Origin of the sequence: Bradyrhizobium sp. LCT2 (assembly GCF_009931255.1) — a bacterium.
Classification (GTDB): domain Bacteria; phylum Pseudomonadota; class Alphaproteobacteria; order Rhizobiales; family Xanthobacteraceae; genus Bradyrhizobium; species Bradyrhizobium diazoefficiens.
In genome coordinates this window covers 2096132-2121272 of record NZ_CP034432.1, presented here as the reverse complement: position 1 = coordinate 2121272, position 25141 = coordinate 2096132, and the positions used below count along the sequence as shown (strand labels likewise).

The 25141-nt window shown below is 58.0% G+C and carries 19 protein-coding genes and 1 pseudogene; 7 read left to right on the top strand and 13 right to left on the bottom strand.

The window, feature by feature from the left end:
• Positions 1-417 precede the first annotated feature (417 nt).
• Positions 418-651: a transposase domain-containing protein gene (locus EI171_RS10640; RefSeq protein WP_161533297.1), complete on the top strand. Its 234-nt coding sequence runs from the start codon at positions 418-420 to the stop codon at positions 649-651.
• A gap of 9 nt (positions 652-660) precedes the next feature.
• Here EI171_RS10640 and EI171_RS10635 read toward each other — a convergent pair whose 3' ends face one another.
• Positions 661-867, bottom strand: a complete 207-nt coding sequence (locus EI171_RS10635; RefSeq protein WP_097669633.1) for a hypothetical protein — start codon at positions 865-867, stop codon at positions 661-663.
• Positions 868-1262: 395 nt separating this feature from the next.
• Here EI171_RS10635 and EI171_RS10630 point away from each other — a divergent pair, with 395 nt between their 5' ends.
• Both EI171_RS10630 and EI171_RS10625 read left to right on the top strand, forming a co-directional pair.
• Entirely contained in the window at positions 1263-2966 is a 1704-nt protein-coding gene (locus tag EI171_RS10630; protein WP_161533296.1) for an outer membrane beta-barrel protein, read from the top strand.
• Positions 2967-4598: 1632 nt separating this feature from the next.
• Entirely contained in the window at positions 4599-5945 is a 1347-nt protein-coding gene (locus tag EI171_RS10625) for an IS5 family transposase (RefSeq protein WP_161532315.1), read from the top strand.
• 63 nt (positions 5946-6008) lie between these two features.
• On the opposite strand, the gene EI171_RS10620 is transcribed toward EI171_RS10625, so the two are convergent.
• The 5 genes and pseudogenes from EI171_RS10620 to EI171_RS10600 form a co-directional block, all read right to left on the bottom strand.
• On the bottom strand, positions 6009-7250 hold the full coding sequence (locus tag EI171_RS10620) for a cytochrome P450 (protein ID WP_161533295.1): 1242 nt from the start codon (positions 7248-7250) through the stop codon (positions 6009-6011).
• A gap of 323 nt (positions 7251-7573) precedes the next feature.
• Positions 7574-8455: a pantoate--beta-alanine ligase gene (locus EI171_RS10615; RefSeq protein ID WP_097669630.1), complete on the bottom strand. Its 882-nt coding sequence runs from the start codon at positions 8453-8455 to the stop codon at positions 7574-7576.
• A 204-nt stretch (positions 8456-8659) separates the two neighbouring features.
• Positions 8660-10141, bottom strand: a complete 1482-nt coding sequence (locus EI171_RS10610) for a pentapeptide repeat-containing protein (protein WP_161533294.1) — start codon at positions 10139-10141, stop codon at positions 8660-8662.
• Positions 10142-11274: 1133 nt separating this feature from the next.
• The gene (gene sbmA, locus EI171_RS10605) at positions 11275-12495 is read right to left on the bottom strand and encodes a peptide antibiotic transporter SbmA (protein WP_161533293.1); all 1221 of its coding nucleotides are present in this window, start codon (positions 12493-12495) and stop codon (positions 11275-11277) included.
• A gap of 38 nt (positions 12496-12533) precedes the next feature.
• Positions 12534-12726: pseudogene (locus EI171_RS10600) on the bottom strand (hypothetical protein); the annotation flags it as partial.
• 777 nt (positions 12727-13503) lie between these two features.
• Between EI171_RS10600 and EI171_RS45485 the strand changes: the two are divergent.
• From EI171_RS45485 to EI171_RS10580, 4 genes are all read left to right on the top strand, one after another.
• Entirely contained in the window at positions 13504-13671 is a 168-nt protein-coding gene (locus tag EI171_RS45485; protein WP_246740490.1) for a hypothetical protein, read from the top strand.
• A 2496-nt stretch (positions 13672-16167) separates the two neighbouring features.
• Positions 16168-16857, top strand: a complete 690-nt coding sequence (locus EI171_RS10590; protein WP_161533292.1) for a response regulator transcription factor — start codon at positions 16168-16170, stop codon at positions 16855-16857.
• Positions 16858-16884: 27 nt separating this feature from the next.
• Positions 16885-18339 carry a type II and III secretion system protein family protein gene (locus EI171_RS10585; protein WP_161533291.1) on the top strand — a complete coding sequence of 485 codons (1455 nt, stop codon included), beginning with the start codon at positions 16885-16887 and terminating at the stop codon, positions 18337-18339.
• Positions 18340-18658: 319 nt separating this feature from the next.
• The gene (locus tag EI171_RS10580) at positions 18659-19324 is read left to right on the top strand and encodes a CpaD family pilus assembly lipoprotein (RefSeq protein WP_097669625.1); all 666 of its coding nucleotides are present in this window, start codon (positions 18659-18661) and stop codon (positions 19322-19324) included.
• A gap of 36 nt (positions 19325-19360) precedes the next feature.
• Here EI171_RS10580 and EI171_RS10575 read toward each other — a convergent pair whose 3' ends face one another.
• From EI171_RS10575 to sctN, 7 genes are read right to left on the bottom strand one after another with little or no spacing between them, the layout of a single operon-like run.
• Positions 19361-20398: an EscU/YscU/HrcU family type III secretion system export apparatus switch protein gene (locus EI171_RS10575; RefSeq protein WP_161533290.1), complete on the bottom strand. Its 1038-nt coding sequence runs from the start codon at positions 20396-20398 to the stop codon at positions 19361-19363.
• Complete coding sequence (gene sctT, locus EI171_RS10570) at positions 20395-21216, bottom strand: type III secretion system export apparatus subunit SctT (RefSeq protein WP_097669623.1); 822 nt, start codon at positions 21214-21216, stop codon at positions 20395-20397. The genes EI171_RS10575 and sctT overlap by 4 nt, the downstream gene beginning before the upstream one ends.
• A 10-nt stretch (positions 21217-21226) precedes the next feature.
• A complete protein-coding gene (locus tag EI171_RS10565) occupies positions 21227-21502 on the bottom strand; it encodes an EscS/YscS/HrcS family type III secretion system export apparatus protein (protein ID WP_097669622.1) in 276 nt (91 codons plus the stop codon).
• A gap of 2 nt (positions 21503-21504) precedes the next feature.
• Complete coding sequence (sctR, locus tag EI171_RS10560; RefSeq protein WP_097669621.1) at positions 21505-22170, bottom strand: type III secretion system export apparatus subunit SctR; 666 nt, start codon at positions 22168-22170, stop codon at positions 21505-21507.
• Complete coding sequence (gene sctQ / locus EI171_RS10555; RefSeq protein WP_161533289.1) at positions 22163-23281, bottom strand: type III secretion system cytoplasmic ring protein SctQ; 1119 nt, start codon at positions 23279-23281, stop codon at positions 22163-22165. Before sctQ ends, sctR begins: the two co-directional genes overlap by 8 nt.
• Complete coding sequence (locus EI171_RS10550) at positions 23278-23814, bottom strand: hypothetical protein (protein WP_097669639.1); 537 nt, start codon at positions 23812-23814, stop codon at positions 23278-23280. Before EI171_RS10550 ends, sctQ begins: the two co-directional genes overlap by 4 nt.
• Positions 23790-25139 carry a type III secretion system ATPase SctN gene (gene sctN / locus EI171_RS10545; protein WP_371740535.1) on the bottom strand — a complete coding sequence of 450 codons (1350 nt, stop codon included), beginning with the start codon at positions 25137-25139 and terminating at the stop codon, positions 23790-23792. Before sctN ends, EI171_RS10550 begins: the two co-directional genes overlap by 25 nt.
• Between the last annotated feature and the right edge of the window lie 2 nt (positions 25140-25141).

The following is a 25141-nucleotide window of genomic DNA, read 5'->3' as shown; positions in this document are numbered from 1 at the left end:
CGCGCCAACTGAGAATGCAGAAGACCGCCATCAGATTAGCGAGGCGGTTCGCGTCCGCAGTTTTGAGTCTTCCGCCCGCCCTGCAGCCCGATTTCAAGATCTTGTGGAACATCTCGATTTTCCACCGCATGGCGCACCAGTTAATCTTCTCGATTGCCTCGGAGCGTCTACGGACGGGTAGGTCCGTGATTAGCTTCGATTCAATAGGTTTCCGGCCCTTTGGCGCACCGCGCTCGCTTGCGCGGATTACCGTCAGGTCGAGGCAGGATAGAGTTTTGCTTTCCGATCGGAGGCAAGACCGCAATCCGCTTGAACTTGATCTCCAGCACAGCTTTCGTCATCTCGCCCTTGTCGTCCCGCACGCCAAGGTAATGCAGGTCCTTGACCGCTGGTCTCTTCCATCTCGGTCGCAATCGAATGGCCGTCATCGCCCGCCAGCCGATCGACGCAGGCGCGGACAAGCAAGTGAGCGCCAAGCTCTTGCGTCAGGCAATACAATTCGAAGATGTCGCTTTCGCGGTCGCCGATATGAATGCGCTTGCTTACCTGGCCGACGCGCTCACCAGCATCGTCAACGGCTATCCAAACAGCGAAATCGATCAGTTGCGTCTTTGGGCTTACTGCCGTCACGATCTTAAAGCCGTGGCCTGAGGACGACGCTTACGGTCTGATGGCAATGGCCGATTCCTGGATTGACCAACAGATCAGCGGCGGCGTGGTGGTGTTTGGGCTGTTGCCGGGGGGCGACGTTTTGTTTTTTGGGCGATGGCGGTGAGCGCGAAGTCGGATCGCGGCCATCATGGCGAAGGCGAGCATCACCAGGGACACGAAGAGGCTGACGACGAGCGTCTCCTGCGCGTGCCGCATTGCCTGAATGATCGCTCGTCAGATGTTTTCCCAAGGAAGCGGATTTCGATAGCGTAGCATACCAAGTATCATCCCTCTGCAGATCGACGGATCCGGCGTCCAGGCCGGCAGGGCTCGTATTGGTAATGTCCACTGGACTCAAACGCTTCACATGAGACTCGACAGCTGATGTCGCAGCTACAGCGAGAATGGCGGCTTCGCGTTGCGCAACATTTACTGTCGAACGCTAACAGCGCGATTGTCGGGTTTGAGCCCCGATGTCGCAAATTTGACGCGTACCTGGCGCGTGAAGAGCCTCATTTAAGCGGCACGCTGCTTGCTTCATTCGCGGCGCCATCACCGATGCCAGCGCGAAGGCGCTCGGTTGTGGATGGAGAAGCGCAGCGGAGTATTTGATGCGATCTGGACTTCTTTTTTGGGGAGCCACAACAATTGCGCTCGTCGCAAGCAGTGCCGCCAATTCGGCAGACCTTGAGCCAGAAGTGAAACTGCCGCCGGCGGTGTGGAACTGGACCGGAGGCTATATTGGCGGGCACGTCGGCGGCGGGTACGGCCGAACCTCCTTCAGCAATCCCTACGGTCCGTCAATCTATGGCGATGTCGTCGATACCCCAGTGTTCCTCGCAGGTGGCCAGATCGGTTACAATTGGCAGAACAAGGGCTGGGTCTTTGGTGTCGAACTCGATGTCAGCCGCGCTGTCTCCGACGGCACAAATACCTGCCTCGCTGCCTCCGGCTTTGTCGTGAGCGCAAACTGCAAGGCAGGTCCCAACGTTCTTGCCACCGGGACCGGCCGCATCGGTTACGCGTTTGGCGCGCTGGGCCACACGCTGGCCTATCTCAAGGGAGGCGTCGCTTGGCAGAACAATCAGGGCGACGTCCTCAATAATTACGAGTTTGGATTCTCACCGGAGAAGACCCATTTCGATTATGGTCGCCTCGGTGGCACCATCGGGCTGGGCGTCGAGCAAGCGCTTACGCCTGCATGGTCGGTCAAAGCTGAGTATGACTATCTACATTTCGGCGGGCCGAGGATCGACACACCTCCGACGGTGCAGTTTCCACCGTTTGCGATTCTGCCAGCGAACACAACGAGGCCCTCCAGCAGTTATCACGTCGGAAAGATCGGGTTGAATTACCATTTTGGCGCCGACCCTTGGACGGCGCAATGGGGCGACGCGCCGCTGTACGCGAAAGCACTCGCCGGTGCGCCGCCGGTCGCTTACTCGCCCGGTTGGGCGTTTGAAGGCGGATCGCGGCTCTGGCTCAGCCGCGGACAATTTCAATGGGACCACAGCGCAGTGCCCTATGGCCACCTCGACGACCCCAGCCGTCTCATCTCGAGGCTCACTTATTACGGATTGGACGGACTTTCCGGGGAATCATTTCTCCGTGTTGACAGCCCCTGGGGAGTATTCCTCAAGGGCAATATTGGGATCGGGCGCTTCAACAAAGGACACTCGAACGATGAAGATTGGGGTCTCGATACTGGGACCACATCAATGTCGTATACTAACACGATCTCGGGCCAAGCAAACGGAAGGTTCACTTATTACACGGCGGACCTAGGTTATGATTTCCTGCGCGGCGCCACCTACAAGGTCGGCGGATTCACGGGTTGGAGCTATTACGGCGAGAGCTCGGACTCGATAGGATGCGTCAAGATCGTCAACCTACCGTGCCTGGCGCCAGGCGACAACACGAACGTTGGCAGCCAGGATACTCAATGGAATGCACCTCGTATCGGCCTAAGCGCCGAAACCATGCTCACCGAGCGTTGGCGCTTGAGCACGGACGTCGCTTACCTGCCGTGGACCGATTTCAAGGGGCGTGATTATCATCTCTTGCGCAACGAGACCGTGTTTGATGAACAACGGGGCAATGGGGGCCGAGGCGTCCAGGTTGAAGGCGTCTTGTCCTACTTCATCACCAGGAACTTCAGCGTCGGCGTCGGTGGCCGCTACTGGGCGATGTGGACCAACAAGCGGAGCAACTCTTTGTGCAGCAGCTATGGCTGCGTCGGTGATCCGACCGTACTTGCGAAGTATAGCATGGAGCGCTGGGGTACGTTCTTTCAGGCCTCCTACAACTTCAATTGAGGGGCCTCACAGCCAAGCTCCAACCTCGGGCAATGCAGTGACCGAACAAATCCGAAGACAAAGTGATTGCCTTAAGAGTCCAATCGGAGGTCGCTTAACGAAGATCGCAGCATCGATCAATGTTTCGCGCCACAGGGCTGCGTAGGTTCGGACGTCGGCGGTTTGCTTCCCTCAATTCATCATGGGAGATAAAACCCAGCATGCGGAGCCTAACGGTGACGAGATCTTGGTCCAACATCCAAAGCTGAAGGCTATGAGAGCTATGCGGGGACGTGGGTGATGACGGGTTGAGATAGGCGGCGTTCAAGGCAGGTGTCGAGCCTGCCCTAACCTCTCAAGGAGAGCGATACGCATGAACGAGAAGTCAGCCGTCTGCGGTTGACGATCCACTGCCAGAAATTCTGCGGAACGGAGCCCGTGAGCCGCTCGCCCGGGCCGTCGAGATCGAGCTGCAGGAGCTCGAGTTAGTAGCTGGCCGCCTCTGCGACTCGCCCGGTTGCGCCGAGAGCGCGAATTCGTAGTTGCCGTGTCGCCCGCAGTTCCCGACATGTGTCAGGCAGGAGGTGCAAATGCGACGGGTGATTGGCATCTGCCAAACTCAACCAAAAACGCCTTGCACGTGAAAAGGCTATCTCTGATCATTCGTGGTTTGGTGCGCGATCACCACTTCTCGCAGCGCTGGGGCAGCTTGTGGTCTTGTCCTGTTGCTGGATGACATTTTCGCAGATAATCTGGTCTAGTTTTTCTCAGCCGACCACGATCCCTGCTCACTGAACGTAGGGTCAAATACTACGCGGGTGCTGGGCGCGGCTCTGTGTTTGGATGTTGGAAACTCGATGTGACAATCAAACTTCAGACGGTAACGACAGACACACCCAAAAGCTGAAGGTTACTGCCGGCGACGACCTTGGAGTCCCAGAGGAAGGCGGAACTGCTCATGGCATAGCCCATCTGTGAAGCGCAGCTTCATGGCAATCACGTTGCCTGGAGCATTGTCTACCAAAGAATGCTTTCCGGTCCGGATGGACCTGCAGCCCCCGAACAATCAAAAGCCTTGGAAGGGACGAGTGTCCCCGCAAGCACACGTGACACCGCATCGGACTCAGAGTCGTTGGTTTCTTTTCGCTCGCGGGTAACGAGCCTTCCGCTGACAAGCAGGGCGATCGGAGCCACCTTGACGCCCTTGCTGCCATCACCAGACCGCGCCGATCTTAGTCCAGGAGGCGCTCTCACCTCACCGGTGACGACAAAGGCGTCATGACTGGGCTTCACGACTTTGGATTTCGTAGACATTGCATTCTTCAAGTTGGTTGATGCCGCTGCAAGTTGTCCGCGCGCTACACTATCGCTCCTCACGGACACTTCAAACATCCGCCCTGTTGATGACTAGATCCTGAGATGCAGCAATTGTTTCGCGTCGATCAAACCATCTTCGCTGCTTGCAGAAGCGGAGATGGTTCACTAGTTGTCCGTGAACAAGCCTCCAAGCACTTGATTGGGAGTCTGTTTTCCGGTTGCGACGGCATTTGAGATTGCAGGGGATTGAGGCTTCACAGCCCAAAACCCTGCAATTTCGATTTTGGATTTCCCTGCCGCTGCGAACCGTGATTCTGTGCTGCATCGGAGGCACCGATGCGACCAAAGAAGCACAGGACGACAGGCTCGAACGATCTGTTCCGGTCCCGGCTGGACCAGATCATCAACATGCGACACGAGCTGGTTCTGCTCGCCGGCAGGGTCGATTGGAACTGGATCGACGGCGAGATCGCGCCGCTCTACAGCGACAACGGCAGGCCGGGTATCGCGACCCGATTCATGATCGGATTGCTGCTGCTCAAGCACATCTACGGCCTGTCCGATGAGGGGGTGTGCGAGCGCTGGGTCCACGATCCGTACTTCCAGTTCTTCACAGGCGAAGAGTTTTTCCAGCACGTTTTCCCGCATGAGCGCTCAGACCTGAGCCACTGGCGCAAGCGGCTCGGCGACAAGCTGGAGCGGTTGTTGGCCGAGAGCCTTCGGGTGGCGCACGCGAGCGGTGCGTTGCGCAGCCAGGACCTCAAGCGGGTCACGGTCGACACGACCGTCCAACCGAAGGCCATCAGCTTTCCGACCGACGCCAAGCTGCTGCATGCAGCGATCCGCGGGTTGAACCGCCTGGCGAGGAAGCACGGGGTCAGGCTCCGGCAATCCTATATTCGCGTGGCCAAAAGCGCGGCAATGATGGCGGGCCGCTACGCTCATGCCAAACAATTCAACCGGCATCAGCGACAGCTGCGCCTTCTGCGCAGCCGGCTGGGCCGGATCATCCGCGACATTCGCCGCAAGACCGAGGGCCAGCCCGCACTGGAGGAGGCATTCGCCCTGCCGCTGAGCCGAGCCACCCAGATCCGCTCGCAGCAGCAGCGCCAGCGCGGCTTCAAGCTGTATTCCTTCCATGCTCCGGAGGTCGAGTGCATCGGCAAGGGCAAGGCCGCCGCGCCCTATGAGTTCGGCGTGAAGGCATCCATCGTCACCAACAACCAAAGAGCTCCCGGCGGCTTGTTCGTGCTCCACGCCTGCGCGCTGCCGGACAACCCCTACGACGGTCACACCCTTCGCGACGTCATCGAGCGCACCGAGAGCCTCACCGGCTGCCCGATCGAACGGGCCTATGTCGACAAGGGATATCGCGGCCACGACACACAAAATCCCCGCCGCGTCTTCATCTCGGGCCAGAAGCGCGGCGTCTTCGGCGTCATCAAGCGCGAGCTACGCCGCCGTTCCGCCATCGAGCCCATCATCGGACACATGAAGAACGAAGGTCACCTTGGCCGCTGCTATCTCAAAGGCCGCGCCGGAGATGCCGCTAACGTTCTCCTCTCGGCCGTTGGCCACAACCTCCGCCGTGTCCTGGCTTGGCTCAGAGACCTTTTGTCCCTCTTCCTGCTCTCACTCTGGCCAACGCTCAACTGTCCAGTTCAGCCCAATTCGGCTTATTAACGATCGACTCACTACGAGCCAAACCCCACCGCGTGTCCGCTGCCAGACCGGAGCGATAAGGGCCTAGGCTGCAATCCGTACGGGGAGAGCGGAATAGCCGTGCACGAAGTTGGACGCAATTCGCTCGGGTTCGCCGACAACCTTGACCTCCAGTCCCGCATCCAGCATCTCTTCCCAGAGGACTCTCAACTGAAGTTCCGCAAGATGTCGACCAAGACAGCGATGGATGCCGAATCCGAACGCGAGATGCTGCCGCACATTCTTGCGGTCGATGATGAAGCTGTTGGCGCTCTTAATGATCTCTTCGTCCCGGTTGCCGGAGATGTACCACATAACGACCTTGTCGCCCTTACTGATCTGTTTCCCGCCTACGATGCTATCGGTAGCGGCGGTGCGGCGCATATGTGCGATCGGCGTCTGGTATCGAATAATCTCGGACACGGCGCTCGAGACCAGCTTTGGATTGACGGTTAGTTTTCGCAGTTCGGAGGGGTACTGACTCATGAACAGGAGGCCGCCGGTAATCGAGTTGCGCGTGGTGTCATTCCCCCCAACGATCAGCAGAATCAGATTCCCGAGAAACTCACTCGGCTCCATATGGCGTGTGGCGGGCGAGTGCGCCATCAAGGAAATCAGGTCGAGGCGCGGCTCGGCATTGATGCGCTCGTTCCAAAGTCTGGTGAAATAGTCGAGGCACTCTGACAAGATTTTGCTTCGCTTGTCCCAGGTATCGATCGCATGGCCTGCTTTCGGAACTGCAACAGCTACGTCTGACCAATAGGTCAGGAGTCGCCGATCCTCAAATGGGAAGTCGAACAGCGTGGCGAGCATTTGCGTCGTCAACTCTATGGAGACCATGTCCACCCAATTGAAGGCATCATTGCGCGGCAGGCCGGCTAGAATCGCCCTGACCCGAGAGCGGATCAAGCTTTCGAGCTTCGTCAGGCTTTCCGGCTCGACTATCGGACTCACGGTATTGCGCTGTTCGGCGTGCTGGGGAGGCCCCATCTTGATGAAACTCTGGATCCAGTGCTTGTCAGGCACGTCGACAATAGTGACACCTTGCTCTGACGAGAATGCTTTGTGGTTTGTGTCTACCGCTACTATATCCCGGTATTTCGTCAGGGACCAATATGGACCATGAGGGCTGTCTTGACAGTAGTGAACGGGATCTTCCCTTCGCAACCGCTCGAAGCAACCCCATATGCTGTCGTCTTGAAAGCGCTTGGCCTCGCTTACATCCAGATTGCTCAGCGGGATAATACAGTCGTCGTCAGCTCTATAATCTTCCAATCGCCTTTTCATGATCGTCTCTGTAGATTTTGCTCTTGAGAGCTTACGGATCCAGGATCGCGATTCACCGTTTCGAGCTGCCGTGGCGTGGGGCTGCGACCGGCCGCTCGACCAGACTATCTCAAAGTGCAGCTAGCTCCTCCCTACTATGTCGGGCAGTAAGGATCGAATTGACTTTCCAAGTCGATCTACTCAGCGGATCGGTGAGAGCTATCACCGCAGTTGGACGATGGTTCTACGCTGGAGGCAGCGTCGAGCCGAAATGCACAGTCATAAGTTCAGGCACGGCCGGAGTGGCGACTGCTGTCGAAATCACGCTATGCATAATCGTCTGGCTAGGACTGTTCAGGCAGATCTATCCAGACATCCGGAGGACCATTCAGGAGTGTATCCTGATCTGGAACGTAGATACTATCGAAGACCCTTAGACCATGCGCCATTGCCGCTCCAACAATTATAAAAGGAAGCTTGACCTGCTCCAGGTCTTCGAAGCTTTCAGCACCAACAATTCGAACAAAATCGAGTTTAAACTGTCGGAACTCAATTTGAGATGTAGCCGACGCTACTAGATCCTTGACGCTCGACGCTCCTTGGGCGATCTCTTTCCTCGAATGGTTGAGTGCCGTGAAGAGACACGACAGCTCATCAAGCTCGGAGCGGCTAAATTGCCTCAAGCGCGACGAAACTGGCACGCCGTTCTTGTATCTCACGGTCGGCACAAACCGTATCTCGCAATCGAGAAGGAGGTCTGCGACGGCGCGCTTCACCAGGATCGCCTGACCGATATCCTTGAGGCCGAAGTAGCTGCGAGTTGGTCGCGCATAACAGATCCAGCGGATTGCCCCGGTAACGGCTTCCTTCAAGTACTCCTCAGGCCCATCTAAACGCAAATGATAATCGCCTTGCGATACAAACGTTAGATAGCCAGGCGGGAACATTTCGGTATCGTTCGAGGAAATCACGGCAGTTGCTCCCGCACGTAGGGCAAGCCCAATATCATCGTCCAAATTGAAATCGTAGCTCCCACCTGGTTTGAGCTGGCTCTTGTTCGGGTAGACCGTGACAATCGCGACGTCATTCTCCGATGCCGCTCTCCTGATCAGTTCTGCGTGCCCAAGATGCAGGGCGCCTAGAGTGTGTACCGTCCCAATAGTCTGACCTGTTCTCGCCACCTCCCGGATGAAAGCTTTGCCTGCGGAAAGACATGCCAGATGCATTTTCTTACTCCAGTTTCTTCGAAAGCCGAAAGAGTGCTCTGATCGGTCGAATCGCAGAAGGTCCGCCCCGCGTGTCGTATTGACCGCGCACGTCAGCGAGCCGCCAAGGAGCTTTAACGCCCGCTCACAGCTCGGACTACCGCACCAACCTATTCTAAGCTCGCGGACACTGTAGCCCCTTCAATTTTGCGGTTTCCTAAGCCGTCAGGTTGACCCTTCTCGACCACGTCTGATCAACGATGAGAATTCGTCCAGATAGCTTGATGGCTCGCGCGGCTGATCACTATTCAAAGCGGCCTGCAGTCCCGGACATCGGTCTGCAAAAAGCGGTGGCTCGAATGTCGTTATCTTAGCGCCCGAAAAGTCGACCTTTACGAAGCTGGCCTGGAATGGCGATATCCCACTCAGGTTCGCGTCGCGCAAGGACGATTGGTTCATGCGAACGTATGCGACGCGCGCTGCCTCCAGGTTGCTGTCGGCTATTCCGGCGGCGAGATATGCCTGAACGAGATTGGATCCTTCGAGATTTGCGTGATCCAATGCCATCGATTGCGGCGGATCACCGGTAATCATTGACCTGTAAAGGTAAGCCTGGGATAGGTCTGCATGCTCAAGATCGCAGTCGCGCACAAAGGCACAGCGACCACGAAAGCCCGTGAATTTGGCGGCTCGCATTGTGCTCTCTGTTATCGAAATGTTTTCGCCTGACGCCCGAGATAGGTCCGCTCCATCGAGCTGACAGGAATGAATGGATGCACCGTTCAACACAGCACCGACGAGGTTCGCGTCGGACAAGCTTACGGACAGAAGCCGCGCCTCCGTCAAGTCCGCCTGCTCCAGCTCCGCACTTGAAAGATTTGACAAGTGAAGGTCAGCGAATGGAGCGCAGAGGGCTCTCGCCGTAACGCGGCCGCTCACCTTTGAGAGCCTCAGATACGGAAGATGAGCGCCTTCCAGGACAAGACCGTCGACCGAGGTGGGACGCACGATCGATAAACAGTCCCCCTTTGACTGGAAGAACGAGCAAGCCGCCAGATGCGCCTTCGTGATCGTGACTTGGCTCAGCTTGGCAAAGCGAAAGGAGGCGGATGGAAGGAAGCATTCATTGATGGTCGAACCCTGTAATTCCGCGCCATCAAATACAGCATCGCTCGCGTCGCACTGGTAAACGAGGAGCCCGCTGAGCATCGCGTTGTCAAAGCGTGTCCTTTTCATGCTGCAACCGTGGAACAGACTGCCGGTTGCATCAATTACATTGCGCAGACTGGCGTCATCGAAGTTGCAAACCTGCGCTGCAATCGCGTGCATATACGCAAAATCGAGCTTGGTCCCGAGGAAACTTGCTCTCTCTAGCCCCGGACAGACAAGGTTCGCCCCAGAAAGGTCTGCCCGATCCAACTTTGCTCCATAGAGCTGCGCACGATTGAGGGTACAGCGTCGCAACGGGAAATCTGACAGGTCGTGACCGTTAAAGTTCTCGGACGATAGCTGCAAACCAATCCCAGTCTTTCTGATCGCCTCCTCAGTTCGCCTGCCGACAGCGGCCACCGCGCGCAACCGATCAGCAGCTCGGCTCCAGTACCGAACAAACTCGCCATCTGATGAAAGGTTGTTTTTCGTCTCTGACCAGTGCTCTGCCCCTTCATTCGCGGTGCACTCGCTATCAGCGCCGATCGTTTGCGGCATGTCGACAATTCCGTATTACCCGGATTAAAGGGGGCCTGTTATCTTGGACGTACGCTATGCGATTTGTGGCGTATTCGTCTGCGAAATGGCGACACGATGCGTCGAGAGGCGCCTATTGTGTCGGTGGCCTCCCGCAGCCGGCACGCTTGAGCACGTCAGCCGAATTCTAGTCATGCCCCCTCCCGGTGCCGCTCGCTGCGATTGTTGACCAAGCCAGCAACGCTGACAAGGCAACGGTCGTCTGACAGTGAGATATGTCCAGAAGGCGCGATTTGTGTCGTCGGCTCATATAGGCAAATCCACATCGCTCTCCATCAAACCGAATGCGAACGTTTCAAGGTCTTGCTTATTTTTCAGAATGGCCCCACCGCTTGCGGGCGGAAAATGATCGTTCATCTAGGGCTGCACTCAGCCCTTACTCGGTGTTACCCCATTTTCGATAGCAACGACCGTGCCAGCCGCATCAGTCGCAAGTAAGGGGCTGAATAGGCTTCATGAAATCGTAATTGACGCGAATGCTTTGAACCTGACAAAGACAGTCTCGTTGTCAGGGACCGCACCATGATCGCAAGGCTATCGCCCAGCGAAAATTCCGAGATCGTTTGCAGGAGAGCAAGAGCCGCGAGTCCTTGCGGGCACGCAATCGAGGACTTGCAATTCGACACGTGTGGATCGCCGACCTCACAGTTAGGGAGTGTTCGAACTCGGTTAGCCCAGCTCCGCGCGCTGGTCGGGTCCACCTAGGGGGGAAGGCGACCCTCAATGGAGGGATACCTTCCATCAGCTGGATGGCTGGATCATCCGAAGGCTCTTGTCGCGCCGCGCAAGCCGTGGCGGAACGCAGCCTGGAATGAATATCCGACCGCACGGCTGCACAGGAGTTCAAGCTGGTCGGGCTGGTCTCACTGATCCCTTCGCTTCAGCCGCAAGAGCCCGTTCCTGAAAGCTGGATACGGGAAAACTGCACGTCCAGTTTGTGCGGCGGACGGAGGCCAGCGCAAGAGCAATCAAGCGCGCCTCCTCCGACCCGACACTGTGGGAATTGGAGTTCTATGCCTGGCGCGGAAGCCGGCGAAATGAAAGACATGATCCGGGGTCGTCACATCCAGAGCAGGGGCCTTGGAATGCAGGCATCATCCCGACGACAATGGCTCCGTCTCTGTCTCGATCGAGGGCGGCGGCTCGCCTTGGAGCTTGGACTCAAAGCCCCGCAGCCGCTGATAAATCGAAATCAGTTCGACAATGGTGCTCCATGAGTTGATAAGATACTGAAACGAGGTTCTGACCTGCGCGAACGCATTCAAAATCTGGTTCATCGCGCCAAGCGTAATCTTGCCCGCAATGATCGTGGGTGCGAGCAAGACATAGGGGAAAATGGTGTCGGTCTGCAGGTAAACGATGCGGCCTACGTTAAAGTACATGAAGTTCAGATAAAGCCGGAAATAGTTCCTGCGAATGTCGCCAAACAGCATGCTCAATCCCGGCGGGTCGGCGCGAGCGGGGTCGTCCTCGCCGAGCACTAGTTCCTTGCGATAGGCTGCTTCCACCCGCTGGTTGAAAAACTCGATTCTCGGCAAGCGGATTCCGATCAACGCGAGAACGCCGGTGCCGAGCACCGACCAGATCACTGCTGCAAACACCAGCGGATAGGGAATTGAACCGATCAGAGGTAGTTCTGTGATATTGCTGGATAGCCTCACCAAAACAGGCAGGAAAGCCAGGAGCGTGAGCAAGGCACTGATGAGGTTGACGCCGAGACCTTCCATGGTGCTCGCAAAGCGCATGGTGTCTTCCTGTACGCGTTGCGAGGCGCCTTCGATGGCGCGCAGCCGCGGCCAGCTTGCAACATAGAAATCGTTCATCGCCGTCCGCCAGCGGAAGATGTAGTGACTGACGAAGAAACGCGTCATCACACCGACCACGACCGCAACAAGAGCAATGCCGGCAAAAGTCGACAACTCGCTGTAGAACTGCTGCACCGTCACTTGCGCCGATTTCGAAAGCGCGGCCTGGACAAGGTCATAGAAGGGCCCATACCAGCTGTTGATGGCGACGCTGACCTGGACCTGAAAGTAGGAGGTGAACAGTATCAGCGCGGAGCCAAGAATCGACCACCTCGCCCAGGGATGCGGCGCAACCAACATCCAGCCAGCCGCAAATATCGCCGAGCATGCGGCGAAATAGAGGTCGAACCAGAGAGCCGGCGCCGACGTGAACGTCGCCAACCCGACCGATCTTTGCGGCGCTTCGAATAGATTGCTGGCTAAGCCATGCCAGACCAGCATTGCCAGTGCGGTCCAAACGATCGCCGAGAGAAAGAACAGCTTGGGTCGGGGGAAGAACGAGACGAACATGGTTAGCACTGAGGTCCGAGCATCTGTGGCCTCTTGGACTACAGGAGACCGTCGGGCGTCGTCAACTTAATCGACCCCGAGCTGAAGGAGGTACCTCTCAAAGGCCCGAGATTCGGCGATAGCGCTTGTCGTGGAGATCTCGCGCCGAGCCGCGAAGGCTCGCTCGCGCGAAGCACGACGGAGGTCAGCAGTGGCGGCTCCGGGATAGGGGATGCGGAAAAGGTTCGCGACCTAGCGTCGTCGCACTTCGAACAAGACAATCAGTCGCAATCAGATGCAAGTGGTTGTGACGACTATTCCTGACGTCACAACATCGTAGGTCAGGTTTGCTGAAGTCGCCTCCTCGCGGGGGTCATCAAGCGAAATGATTCATCGAGCAGAGCCATTAGAAACCACAAGACGGCGCCGGCATCTGCCGGCTGAACGACAGGTGCGGACATAGGCTGGCACGAACATCGCGCTGCGGTAAAAAGTCCGTGCAATCAGGGCAGCTGAGCTTACCCCTCGAAATACATGTTAGATGGCGCAATGGAGCGCCAGCTTGCGGCTTTGAGTCCGGCTGAACGCGCCTCAGTATATCCGCCAATCCTCATCTAAAACCAACAGCGGCATTTTCGCGCCCGTCAGCTTCTCGAAAGCTGTCTTTGCAAAGAACTGGTCACCAACAACTACTTTGCGAGGGGAGGCGGATGAACATCGATCCACGGAATGCCGCAGAGGCCTCGGTTGACAGTCACCGCGCCGGGTAAATCGTCAAGCAGTCGAACTGAGCGTATAAGCCAGCTCACCGGTGCGGCTGCCGGCCGATCAAGCAGACTTTGAAGTCCAGGTACATGGTCTGCATTCGATTCACCAAACATCGGATCCTGCTGTCGCATCATCGAGTGCGCCGAATGAGGCGGTGCCGCAAACCAAGCACTATCCAGCCGCATCATTTGTCAGCGGCGCGCCCATCTTGCCGCAACGCAAACGGGCGCGACGCTTGAAGCGCTCAAGAACGAGACAGCCTTGGCCGAACAGCAATCAGCACGATGGGCGCCAGCAACCGCAACGAAGGACGAAAGCGTCGAGCGGGACCGCATTTTCGACAATGTAGCGGCATCGGGATATCTCAAGCTGCATCGTTTCCTGAACCAGGACGGCGATTGCGAACCAAGCACGGAAGCCAGCACATGAGCGATATCGCATGTCCGTAACACGGCGCGGGACCATTCTTCCATTGAAGATCCTCTGGAGCGACATTCCAGGGACGTGTGAGCCAGGCTGGATGGCCTATGTGTGGTAAGACAACAGCTTCTCCATTCGTGTCGTTGGTCGAAGACCCCTCAAAACTCACGGTTTCGCGTGACCGCGGGGCGAGAGCGATCGCCAACAACGGAACACGCTGCATACCTACGCCGTACCGAAGTCCGCGGCCTGGACGCCCGACAACGACGCACTGAGCAGTATTGGCCTTGGAATGAATGTGGAGGATCAGGACAACATCGATGCGGATGTGGATTTGATGTGCTCGCTGGGCAGACCCGTGAGACCGAGCGCTTGTTCCCGGGCGGCTCCCGAACGGCCAGCGAAGGGAATCTCTACAAGCGGCAGACTGGAGACTAATGATTAGACAACTGGCGACCGTACCGTTCTCGCATGTTCCTTGATGTTCACCAAGACGACCACCCTAAGGAACAGTCTTCCCAGCGGCGCCGCTTCACGAAGAACGACAATGGCTTCGCGAATAAAGTTCAGATCAACCCATCCGTTGGCCTGCCGCAAGGGACGAAGGCGCGCCCACATCCTAAGAGGTACCCGACGCTCTGGAGGACATACTCGCACATTGCTCGCTCTTTCACGGCCCTAATTGGAGCGCTGCGGCCTCGCCCCGCATCGATCCGATCGCCACCGACACATTTGGCGGGAGGTTCGGATGAGTGACCCACTAAGGCGGAGCATCGATCCCTTGCAGCTCGACCTGCCATCGATCGCGCGATCAATCAAAAGAGCTCGGGTCCGACCGCATCAACGGATCAGGTCAATGGAGTATTGCTCAGCGCCAAGGCATGCCGTCGCACAACGGCCTATTCGCTACCTGGATGGGTTCCATCAAAACAATCGATTTTGCCGATCTTGCCTAAAAGCCCCATAGTCGATCGCGATCTATGGAGGCAGCATTCAAGAATGTCCTGCGGCAATCGATTATTCTTTGAGTCCCTTGCCGGTCAAATCGGCTTGCGCGCTCGGGCGTCTGCATCCCAGAAGTTAGCTCCCGCGCGTCACATAGAAGCATCACGCGGCTCGCTGCCGTCTCCTTGCTGAATTGGCACGTATGAGGTCGATCGGACGACCGTGACGTCACGCCTTAAGTCCTAGTAAAGACAACTGCCTTCTCACACTGTCATCGGCGTTGGCTCAAGCTATGCCTTAATTGGACCGACGAAATGCTCATGACATTGTCGAGAGGGACGCGCCTTACGCGCAGGTCAATAGTCTGGTCCGGACTGTGTCGTCATCACTTCAAAATGCTGAGTTCGAGAGCATTGCTACAACCAGCAATCAAAGGCACTTGAATCTCACCTAGCGTCAGATTGTAGGATTTCAGACAGCCCCGCGACACAGAACCTGCTCGCGTGAACTCTTCCTAACAGGTAGCAAGAATTGCGAACGTCTCAAAAGCACGATGCTCCGCCGCTCCGCCCGGTCACGTTGCTGGACTGCTCCTCTCCAGGGCCAGCGTCCGACATCGCCTATGTGCAGATCGGACAACGCAGCGCCGATCCCCTCGGAAGCGAATCAAGATGCGGCGCGCGAGCAGAACGCTGGCGGTCGCTATCTTCCCTTTCCGGGCACACGCCAACTTCGAATTCGAGAACCGATCATTCTGGCGCTGCGCACGCCGTGAGACGAAACGGTGCTGGTGGAGCCACCTGGAACTATGCGCGACGGCAACAGCGTGCAGCGCGAAGCGGCCATCGTCCGCAGCTTTCGCTGGGCTGCGGCGTACAGGGGGACCTCTGGCGCGATGGAACTTCAGGACGGTTGACGCCTTGCGTGCAAACAATTGGCGGGGGCGAGGGTGTTCTTCAAGCCGAGGGGGGCATTGATCGTTTCTGTCGTGCGTCTCGGCCTGTGAAGCCATTGGCCAGATGCGTCGCGTGACGTGTCTTCGAATGCGGAAAGGCTTGCATTGTCGTGACTTCACGACACGACGGCTCAACAGCCCAGCAAGACTGACCACGGACCAAGACGAATTGGGAAAGTTGCAAATGTCGATTTCGCTCACCTGTTCCGCCACAAATCCGATCGTCTCTCCCGCTTTGGTTTCGATTGCGCGGCCTGGCGCTATTTGCACTGCAGGTGGCGGCTCAGTGCAGGCAAGAACGGCTGCGATCGGCCCACAGACGCGTCAGCGGGCTGCCGCGGCCTTCAGCCTTTTAAACAAAATCAGATCTCGTGCTGGCATGAGGGACATGTTGAGCGGCGTCGACGGCGTAAGCAGTCCGCGGCGGTCCGTGGTCCATCCGATGACGATCGACCCGCAGATATTGGTCGCCTGTCAACATGTTCCGCCCTATCGTTTCGGGCTGTTCAAATTCACGCCAACGCAACCGCCTCTCAGTTCCATCGAGCCCCATGGGCAATCGTGACGCGCTCAGGTCTTGGCGTGGATGGACGAGAGGCGATGAAATGCGAATTCTCCTGGTTGATCATCACGCGGAATTTGCCCGCAACGCGAAGGAAGCGCTCTTGAATTGCGGCTTCGCCGTCGACGTGACACGCACGCTGGATGAGGCGGCGGCCGCGCTCGATTGCGCAAACTATCACATGATCCTGCTCGAATCGGCTTTGCCCGATGGAGACGGATTGGACTGGCTGAAGCAGTTGCGGCGCGAGGGACGGTCAATGCCGGCCATGATGATTAGCAGTCTCAATGATCTCAGCCGGCGGATTGCGATATTCAATGCAGGCGCGGATGATTTTCTGCCCAAGCCCATGTCTATCGACGAACTCATTGCTCGCATGCGAGCTATTTTGCGACGGTCAACGCAAATGACGGCGCCGGTGGTGACATTTGGGAATCTGCATTTCGATCCGATCGCGAGACAAGTCTCCGTCGGCGGTCGAATACTGAGAATTGCGCGCCGCGAAGTGTGCATTCTTGAACATCTGCTCAACCGCGCCGGCCGTACCGTGCCGCGCGCATCGCTCGAAGATAGCTTGTATGCATTTGACGACGAGGTCTCGACCAATGCGCTGGAAGTCGGGATTTATCGCTTACGCACGCATTTGAGCCAGGCGGGCGCAACGCTCAGGATCAAGACCGCGCGTGGTGTCGGTTACACCCTTGAACTCATTGGCGCAGCATCGGCTGCCTAGCCGATCGAACTTGAAAGCAACACTCCCTTGAACGTCGTTAACAATGACGCCGGCGCTGATGAGCCGTCGATGGTCGCCGGCGGCTCGCACTATGCCGCATTTCCCCGCCTCTGCTACGTCCTGTGCGCAGTCGCTCTGCTATTTCCGCAGGCTGTGACAGCTCAGACAAAGCGGGATGACAAAGGAGAACCGCCACGTGCGGCGCCTGGCAGCACCACCGGAACGCTCAACCTTACCTCCTCACAGGGCAAGACAGTTCATCTCACCGGACCGGCTGCAAGCATTTTTATTGCCGACCCGGCGATTGCGGATTATCAGGCGCCGTCGAACAACACGATTTTCGTGTTTGGGAAAAAGTCCGGACGGACCAGCCTGTTCGCCCTGAACGACAAAGGAGAGGCTCTCGCCGAGCTGCGTGTTGTCGTCACCCAACCGATCGAGGATCTGCGGGCCGCGCTGAAGGCCGAGGTCGGCGACTATCCGATTCAAGTCAGCTATACTCCGCGCGGCGCGATCCTTAGCGGCACGGCGCCCAATGCCGATGTCGTCGAGACCGCCAGGAAGGTCACGGAGCAGTTTCTTGGGGCGGGCGCGCTGGTTGTCAACAAGATCCAGGTCGCCGGCTCATTGCAGGTGAATCTCAGCGTACGGGTGGCAGAAGTCTCCCGCAGCGCTGTCAAGGATCTCAATATCAACTTCACCGCCTCGAGCCCAAACGGCGCGTTCCTTGTCACCGGCAAAGGCGGCGGGTCCGGCGCGGCCGGCGGCGGCGGCACGATCGGGATCGGGTTTAACGCCGGCAATACCAACCTGAGCGCTGTTCTCGACGCCCTCGCGAGCGAGCACCTCGCCTCAATCCTGGCTGAGCCGAATCTGACGGCGATGTCTGGCGAAGCCGCAAGCTTCCTCGCCGGCGGCGAATTCCCCATTCCGGTGATGCAGGATAACCGGCAGGTTTCAGTCCAATTTCGCCAATTCGGCGTGAGCCTCGAGTTCGTTCCGACGGTTCTCAGCAATAATCAGATCAATGTCCGTGTGAAGCCCGAAGTCAGCGAATTGTCGAGCGAAGGCGAAGTCAAAATCAACGGCATGGCGGTCCCTGCCCTCTCGACTCGGCGGGCGAGCACCGTGGTCGAGCTCGCCAGCGGTCAGAGCTTTGCAATCGGCGGCCTCATCAGGCGCAACTTCAACACTGATATCGGCGAGTTTCCCTGGCTCGGCGATGTGCCGATCCTGGGTGCGCTTTTTCGCTCCTCGTCGTTTCAAAAACGTGAAACCGAGCTGGTCATTATTGTCACGCCGTACATCGTGCGGCCCGGATCGAACCCGAACAAGATGAGTGCGCCAAGCGACCGCATCTCACCGCCCTCAGACGCGGGGCGGATTTTAACGAACACGGTGGCCCGGCCGCCGCGAGACCGCGATGCGCCTCGCGCCAGCGCACCAGGATTGACCGGCAGCGCCGGCTTTATTATCGAATGAGGATCGTCAAATGACTTTGCGACAATTGTGCCATTTGATTGGTCTTGCAGCAACATTAGGCGGATGCGCAAATACTGCTTCGGTCCATTACAGACCGGCTGAACAAGCGATTCAGGTGGAGCAGAACAGCAGTATCTTGTTTTTACATCGAACCCGAACAAGATGAGTGCGCCAAGCGACCGCATCTCACCGCCCTCAGACGCGGGGCGGATTTTAACGAACACGGTGGCCCGGCCGCCGCGAGACCGCGATGCGCCTCGCGCCAGCGCACCAGGATTGACCGGCAGCGCCGGCTTTATTATCGAATGAGGATCGTCAAATGACTTTGCGACAATTGTGCCATTTGATTGGTCTTGCAGCAACATTAGGCGGATGCGCAAATACTGCTTCGGTCCATTACAGACCGGCTGAACAAGCGATTCAGGTGGAGCAGAACAGCAGTATCTTGTTTTTACGAAGCCTTCGTGGCCCCGAAACGCATCGGCTGCGGAGTTTCATTGCGACTGCCAGTCAGGGCCGGCGGGATGCACTCCATCTCGATGTCACCGGCTCCCCGCCCCTCATCGCGCAGGTGGCTCACGAGGCCCGGGCCATGGGTGTTGCCTCCTATAACATCCGCCTGTCCACTTCCCCGCTCGATCCGCCCGCCCGTTCCGGGGTGAGGATCGAGGCGATCACCTTCGAAGCCCATACTCCGCCCTGTCCGTCGCTTTCCATCGTCGGTCCTACTGTGAACGACAATTCGTTTGACCCGACGCTTGGTTGTTCGACCAGAAGCAATCTGGCAACCATGGTAAACGACCCGCTCGATTTGCTGGACAATCGATCAATCATGACGAGTCATGGCGATCGTGCCGCCATTCCTGTTGCCAGCTACGGGACCTTTGCCCCGCGCAGTAAGACTAACGGCGAAGATGGCGCGGGCAAGAAGGCAGAGCCGGAAGCCGCGGGGGCAACAACAAGGGAGGTACAGCCGCTTCGATAGCGCGGGTTTGCTATCGCAGCCCCAGGTAAAGCCGATCTAGACCAGCCCGGCGGCATAGAGTGCTTTGGCGACTGATTCGAAATACTGCGAAGGAACCGGGTTGCCGAGCTTTGCTTTGCCGAGCAGCTGACGTGCCAGGACATCGTCATCCACAATGTTGAGGCGCAGCGCGCGCGCCTCGCCAAGCAGTATTGAAGCGGCGTCCCCCTCGCCACGGCAGACCAAGACCGGCACGCCGGTCTCGCCACGTACATAGCGCAGCCCGATCAACGTTGTCGGGCCCCTCAATATCAACGTGGCGCGATGGACGCCGAGTGGAGCCTCGTTCGCCGACTCTTGCCGGAGACGCCGGTGCTCACGTTTCACCTGCGGATTGCCTTGCTGTTCCTTGTTCTCGCGCTTGGCCTCCGTTTCCGTCATGCGCATGTCCTGCATAAACAACCAGCGCTGGATTAGAAGGTCAGCCAATCCGCCGACCAGAAAAGCTCCAGCGGCAATCCCGGTCAGCAGTTTAACCTCGCTGAAGACGAAGCCAAAACAGCCCATGCCGCAGACCGGCAGGTATATCAGCGCCTTCCAACTTGCGAAAACGGTGAGAAAGAAGGTCGCACCAAGCAAGACGACTTTAACCAGCGTCTTGCCAAGTTCGATGGCTGAACGTTTCGACGCGATCCGTTTCAAGCCTTTGATGGGATCCAGTTTCTCGAGCTTCGGCTTGAGCGGCTCCGAAGCAAACATGAAACCGCCATTGGCCAGGACATTGGCCAGAAGAGCTGCTGTCACGGCAGCGGCGAGCAACGGCGCGACAGTTGCAATCGAAAGTTCTAGCAAGCCGCTGAGCGCTTGTGGCACCGCGCTGGTGAACGGCTGCTCTTGCAGTTTATCGACCAGTCGGACCGTTTCTTGCCATTTGTCCTCGATGGCACCCGCTCGCCACCACAGGCAGCCGAAACCGGCACAGGCGCTGACGCCGCTCACCAGATCGGAGCTGCGCGCGCTCTGCCCCTTCTTGCGCGCATCGCGCAGCTTCTTGGGCGTCGGAGGAAGCTTTTTCTCCTCACTCGTACCGCTCATTTCAAGAGCTTCTTCAGATAATCGAGCATGCTGTCCGAGTTCAAGATTTCAGCTTCCGCGTATTCCAGTAGATAGACGGTGTAGCTGACCATGATGATGCCAAAAGCGACATTCTTGATCATCGGGGAGAGATCATTCATCTTGAGCTGAGATGCGAAACGGCCGAGCATCATGACCGAGATATCGATCAGCAGCAGCAGGGCCAGCACCGGCCCTGCGACCAGCAGCGTCGTCAGCATGATATGATCGAGAAGGGCCAGACATTCCATTGCCCCTTGCGACGTCACTGCAGGCAGGAACTGATAAACGGGCCAGACCAGATAGCTGCCATAAAGGCTCTTCACCATCGTCTGGAGGCCGCCGACCAGAACGAAGATCGTAACCGCCGTAATGCCGAGAAAAAGCCCCGTTCCGGACGCTTGGCTGTGCGTCGCGGGATCCTCGCCCGCAATCTGGCTTGAAATTCCTCGTTGGGTATCGATGATGTCGCCGACTGCCTGGATACTCCATAGTGGAATACTGAGCAGGATGCCGAGCACAAGACCGACAAATACCTCCTTTAGGCCAAGCAGGGTGACACTGACCAGACGCGTGTTCGGGTCCAGTGCCTGCAGGCCGAGCTTCACCTGCGCGAGGCACGGCAGGCCGATCGCAATCGTCAGGCTTCCCCGAATCAGGCCGCTGATGCGCGGCCGGGTAAAGACGGGAAGCACTAGCATGATGCCCAGGGCGCGGGACGCGCTCAGAGCGGTTGCGGCGACGAGCTCGATCGCGCTCTGGACAACAGCTTGCGCATCTGTGGGTGACAGGCCAGCCATCCAAGCTCTGCTAGTATCTTGCGGTGAGTGCAGGAAATTCGCTGAAAATGCGCTCTGCTTGTTCGATGAGTGGAGCGCTGAGCACGGGAGAAAACGCGGCGAGCACGGCGACGACGACCAGAAGCTTGACCGTCAGCGGCAAGGTTTGATCCTGGAGCTGGGTTGCCGCCTGGATGAGGCCAATGATCAATCCTGAGATGAGAGCTGCGAGCAACGGCGGCAGAATCCAGATCATGAAAAGGACAAGCGATTGGCTCAAGTACGTGAGGATGCTGGCTTCGTTCATCGTCAACCTCCTGGCGTCGTGTAGCTTAACACCAGCCCGTGCATGAGCCGTGACCAGCCGTCGATAGTGACGAACAGAAAGAGCTTGAACGGGACAGATATCACCGTCGGAGAGACCATCGACATGCCCATGGCCATCAAGATCGTCGTGACGATCAGATCGATCGTGATAAAGGGAAGATAGAGAAGAAAGCCGATTTCGAAGCCACGCTTGAGCTCGGAAATCAGGAACGACGGCACAAGAATTACAAAATCATCTGCCGTGGCGCTGCCGCGCATCTCCTCCGACCAGACATGTTCGGTGGACGACAGGAAGAAGCGGCGCTGCTCTTCGTTGGTGAACTTCTTAAGATGGGCTCGCAGCGGCTCCTGCCCCTCCTTGGCGGCCGTCATCCAGTCGTCGAAGCTTTGGTAGCGAAGTTGGGGGTCGGTAAGGCGATTGTAGGTCTGCTCAAAGACCGGCGCGCTGATGAATACGGTCAGGATCAGTGCCGCTCCGTAAAGGACGATGTTCGGCGGTATCGATTGGGTCCCCAGCGCATTACGCACGAGGAAGAGTACAACCGAGACCTTGATGAAGGCGGTAGTTGTGACGACTGCAAAGGCCAGCAGGCCAAGGCCGACGGTTATCGCAAGAAGCGCAAGGATGCTGGGTTGAATCTCAGTCATTAAGCGCCAACCTGCCGCGTAACCTGACGGCCAGTTCCTCGCCGATCCGCACGATGTCGCCGCGGCCGATACGTTGGCCGTTGGCAAGAATATCGACCGGGCCGTCAAGCGGCCGGCCAATTTCGAACACGTGGCCTTCGTTGATGGTTCGCAAGGTTCCCAACGGCATCGGCCAGCGGCCACATTCGAATACGAGTGTGATCTCGAGACTGTCGATATCGGCCTCTGAGGGGGGCTGCTGCGTCTGGCTTTGTGTCATCACATCTTCACTTTTCAAGGGGTGGGATCGCAAGCGGAATGGTCCCCGCAGCACGAGCCTATCGCCGCCAATCTCTGCAGGAGCCCACAATCGGTCTGCCGTGAGAATGATCTGGCCTCTAGCGAGGGGAATTGCGTCCGGGAGCAGCGCGTCGCCTTGCCGTGCTTGGCGAACAACGTCGATCGTGACGCGGAGCGAACCGATATGGCCTGCAACGATGACCGGGAGGTCAGAAAGCAGCCTGGGCGTCTGTCGCGGCAATCGGCCAAGCAACTCGCCGAGGGCGCGGAACGCCGACGGAACCTGAACGTCAAGAGGCGAGAATAGAAGCAGGCGAGCCTTGCTGGCGAGCTGACCATAGACGACGTCAAATTCAAGATAAGGTCTCGCACTGGGCGCTTCATCAGTGTGAACAAGCTGCAGATTCCGCTGCGTCATTCTTTCCAGCGGAGCAAGCAAGGGTTCAAGCGCAAGTTCCAGGATCAGCGAACGCGCCGGCTCAGAAGGTAAGGTAAGGCCGTCCTGCACGGTCTCAATCAGCTCTTCGGCAAGCGGCCCGGGCAAGGACAGGATGAGGGTTTCACCGTCTGCTTCGAAGACGCAGTTGAGCATCGATGCCGGAGCCAGCTCCGCCTGCCAGACAAGCCGGCTTACAACGATCGATAGCGGCTTCTCGCCGAGACGGCTTTGCAGAGGTGTGCGCAAAGCTGCGATCTCATTGAGCCACGAGGCCACAGCGCGAGAGAGGGTCAGCGCCGGTATAAAGGGTGTGGGGCCACCCGATCTGTATGTCGCAGGCTCTACTTCCACATTGCAGCACCCAGGCTCCAGTACAGGAAAATCGGCCATCATGTCGGCTCGCCTCCCATTTGCCCGGATGGGCTTCGCCGGTAGCGGAGCAGGACCTCATCATCGGCTTCGCTTTCAGCCGCGGCCTCGAAATGCGCATTGGTGATGCGCCGAACGTCGCGCTCGATCTCATGCCATTTCTGGCTCGCGGCCGAACGTTTGGTCCAAAGGCTGCGCGCCTCAACAGCCGCAGCCTCGGCCTGCTCTTGAGCAGCACGAGCCTTACCAAGGCTCCGCTGCGCCGCTGCGATCTCGTCTGTGAGCCGGCCGATGATGAGATGATGGCGACGCTCCAGTTCGGGGACTGAAATCGCATCGGCCGACAACATCTCCCGATAAAGCTCCGCTTCGACCGTTGCGCGCCGTCTTTCGGCATTTGCAAGATGCTCGCAAGCTTGTTCGACGGCTTGAACCGCAATGCGGCGCTTGGCTTCCATGTTGGACAACTCACGGAGGGCGCTCCGCTCCCGCATGTCCTTGACGAGTCGCAATTTCGACGCGTGAACGGGATTCAGGCGGTCAGACGTGATATCCATGCGATCGTCTCCTCAAAGCTGCATGCCTCGTCCTGACCCTGGCGCAAAAATGCTCGCAGATCCTCGATGGAGGCAATCGCCCGGTCGGTTAGCGGATCAGAGCCTTGCTTATATTCGCCGACCTTGATCAAGAACTCGGCCTCAGCGTAGCGCGAGAGCAGATCACGAAAGAAGGATGCCGCTTTACGATGCGGCACAGATACGATTGCATCCATGACGCGGCTTCGGCTCGACAGCACATCGATGGCCGGAAAATGCTCTCGAGAGGCCAGCGCGCGCGAGAGAATAATATGGCCATCGAGGATGCCTCGTGATTCTTCCGCAATTGGATCGCCCGTGCCGTCACCTTCGACAAGCACTGTATAGAACGCCGTAATGGAGCCATGCTCGCCCATGCCGGCGCGCTCCAACAAGCCAGGCAACAGCGCAAACACGGAGGGCGGAAAGCCGCGCCGGGTCGGCGGTTCTCCTGCGGCAAGGCCGATTTCACGCATGGCGCGGCTAAAGCGCGTCAAAGAATCCATCATCAGAACGACGCGCAGTCCCTGGTCACGGAAATATTCGGCGAGTGCCGTCGCCATATAAGCGCATTGCGCCCGCTCCATCGCCGAACGGTCAGAGGTCTCAACCACGACTACGGAACGGGCGAGGGCTTCGCCAAGCTGACGTTCGATGAATTCTCGCACCTCTCGTCCACGTTCGCCGATCAGCGCAACGACGGTGACGTCGGCCGACGCGCCTTTTACGATCTGCGACATCAGCGTCGACTTGCCGCAACCGGCATCACCATAGATTCCGATTCGCTGACCTTCTCCACACGTCAGAAGGCCATCGAGGACACGGACGCCGAGCGGAAAAGGCTGTTCGATGCCGCGCCGTTTCATCGGATTGGGTGCCTTACCCCGCAGAGGGCGGGCTTCCCCCGCCTTTATCGGACCTTTGCCATCGAGCGGACGCCCAAAGCTGTCGACCACTCGGCCGAGCAAATCGGGGCCGACCGCCACTTCCTGCATTCGTCCGGTTGTGATCACCTCCGCACGGTTGGACAGCCCGACCATGTCACCGATCGGTGTGAGTAACACCCCGTCGGGCAACAGGCCGATCACCTCGGCCTCGAGCGACCACCCGGTGCGGGGATCCTGCAACAGGCATAGTTCTCCAACGCGGGCCTCGGGCAAGACAGCATGCAGCAGCGTGCCGATTGCCCGCGTGATCCGACCGCGGACGGCGCGCGTATCGATATGCTTCGCAGAAGATCTCAAGGATGAGAGCGCGGCGTGGACAGTTCCTTCTCCGGCGGCGGCTTCATGGGTCGGTTGTTGCATGG

Coding starts and splice junctions, on each gene's coding strand:
- EI171_RS10640 (WP_161533297.1), top strand. CDS start 418: ATGGCCGTCATCGCCCGCCAGCCGATCGACGCAGGCGCGGACAAGCAA.
- EI171_RS10635 (WP_097669633.1), bottom strand. CDS start 867: ATGCGGCACGCGCAGGAGACGCTCGTCGTCAGCCTCTTCGTGTCCCTG.
- EI171_RS10630 (WP_161533296.1), top strand. CDS start 1,263: ATGCGATCTGGACTTCTTTTTTGGGGAGCCACAACAATTGCGCTCGTC.
- EI171_RS10625 (WP_161532315.1), top strand. CDS start 4,599: ATGCGACCAAAGAAGCACAGGACGACAGGCTCGAACGATCTGTTCCGG.
- EI171_RS10620 (WP_161533295.1), bottom strand. CDS start 7,250: ATGAAAAGGCGATTGGAAGATTATAGAGCTGACGACGACTGTATTATC.
- EI171_RS10615 (WP_097669630.1), bottom strand. CDS start 8,455: ATGCATCTGGCATGTCTTTCCGCAGGCAAAGCTTTCATCCGGGAGGTG.
- EI171_RS10610 (WP_161533294.1), bottom strand. CDS start 10,141: ATGCCGCAAACGATCGGCGCTGATAGCGAGTGCACCGCGAATGAAGGG.
- sbmA (WP_161533293.1), bottom strand. CDS start 12,495: ATGTTCGTCTCGTTCTTCCCCCGACCCAAGCTGTTCTTTCTCTCGGCG.
- EI171_RS10590 (WP_161533292.1), top strand. CDS start 16,168: ATGCGAATTCTCCTGGTTGATCATCACGCGGAATTTGCCCGCAACGCG.
- EI171_RS10580 (WP_097669625.1), top strand. CDS start 18,659: ATGACTTTGCGACAATTGTGCCATTTGATTGGTCTTGCAGCAACATTA.
- EI171_RS10575 (WP_161533290.1), bottom strand. CDS start 20,398: ATGAGCGGTACGAGTGAGGAGAAAAAGCTTCCTCCGACGCCCAAGAAG.
- sctT (WP_097669623.1), bottom strand. CDS start 21,216: ATGGCTGGCCTGTCACCCACAGATGCGCAAGCTGTTGTCCAGAGCGCG.
- EI171_RS10565 (WP_097669622.1), bottom strand. CDS start 21,502: ATGAACGAAGCCAGCATCCTCACGTACTTGAGCCAATCGCTTGTCCTT.
- sctR (WP_097669621.1), bottom strand. CDS start 22,170: ATGACTGAGATTCAACCCAGCATCCTTGCGCTTCTTGCGATAACCGTC.
- sctQ (WP_161533289.1), bottom strand. CDS start 23,281: ATGATGGCCGATTTTCCTGTACTGGAGCCTGGGTGCTGCAATGTGGAA.
- EI171_RS10550 (WP_097669639.1), bottom strand. CDS start 23,814: ATGGATATCACGTCTGACCGCCTGAATCCCGTTCACGCGTCGAAATTG.
- sctN (WP_371740535.1), bottom strand. CDS start 25,139: ATGCAACAACCGACCCATGAAGCCGCCGCCGGAGAAGGAACTGTCCAC.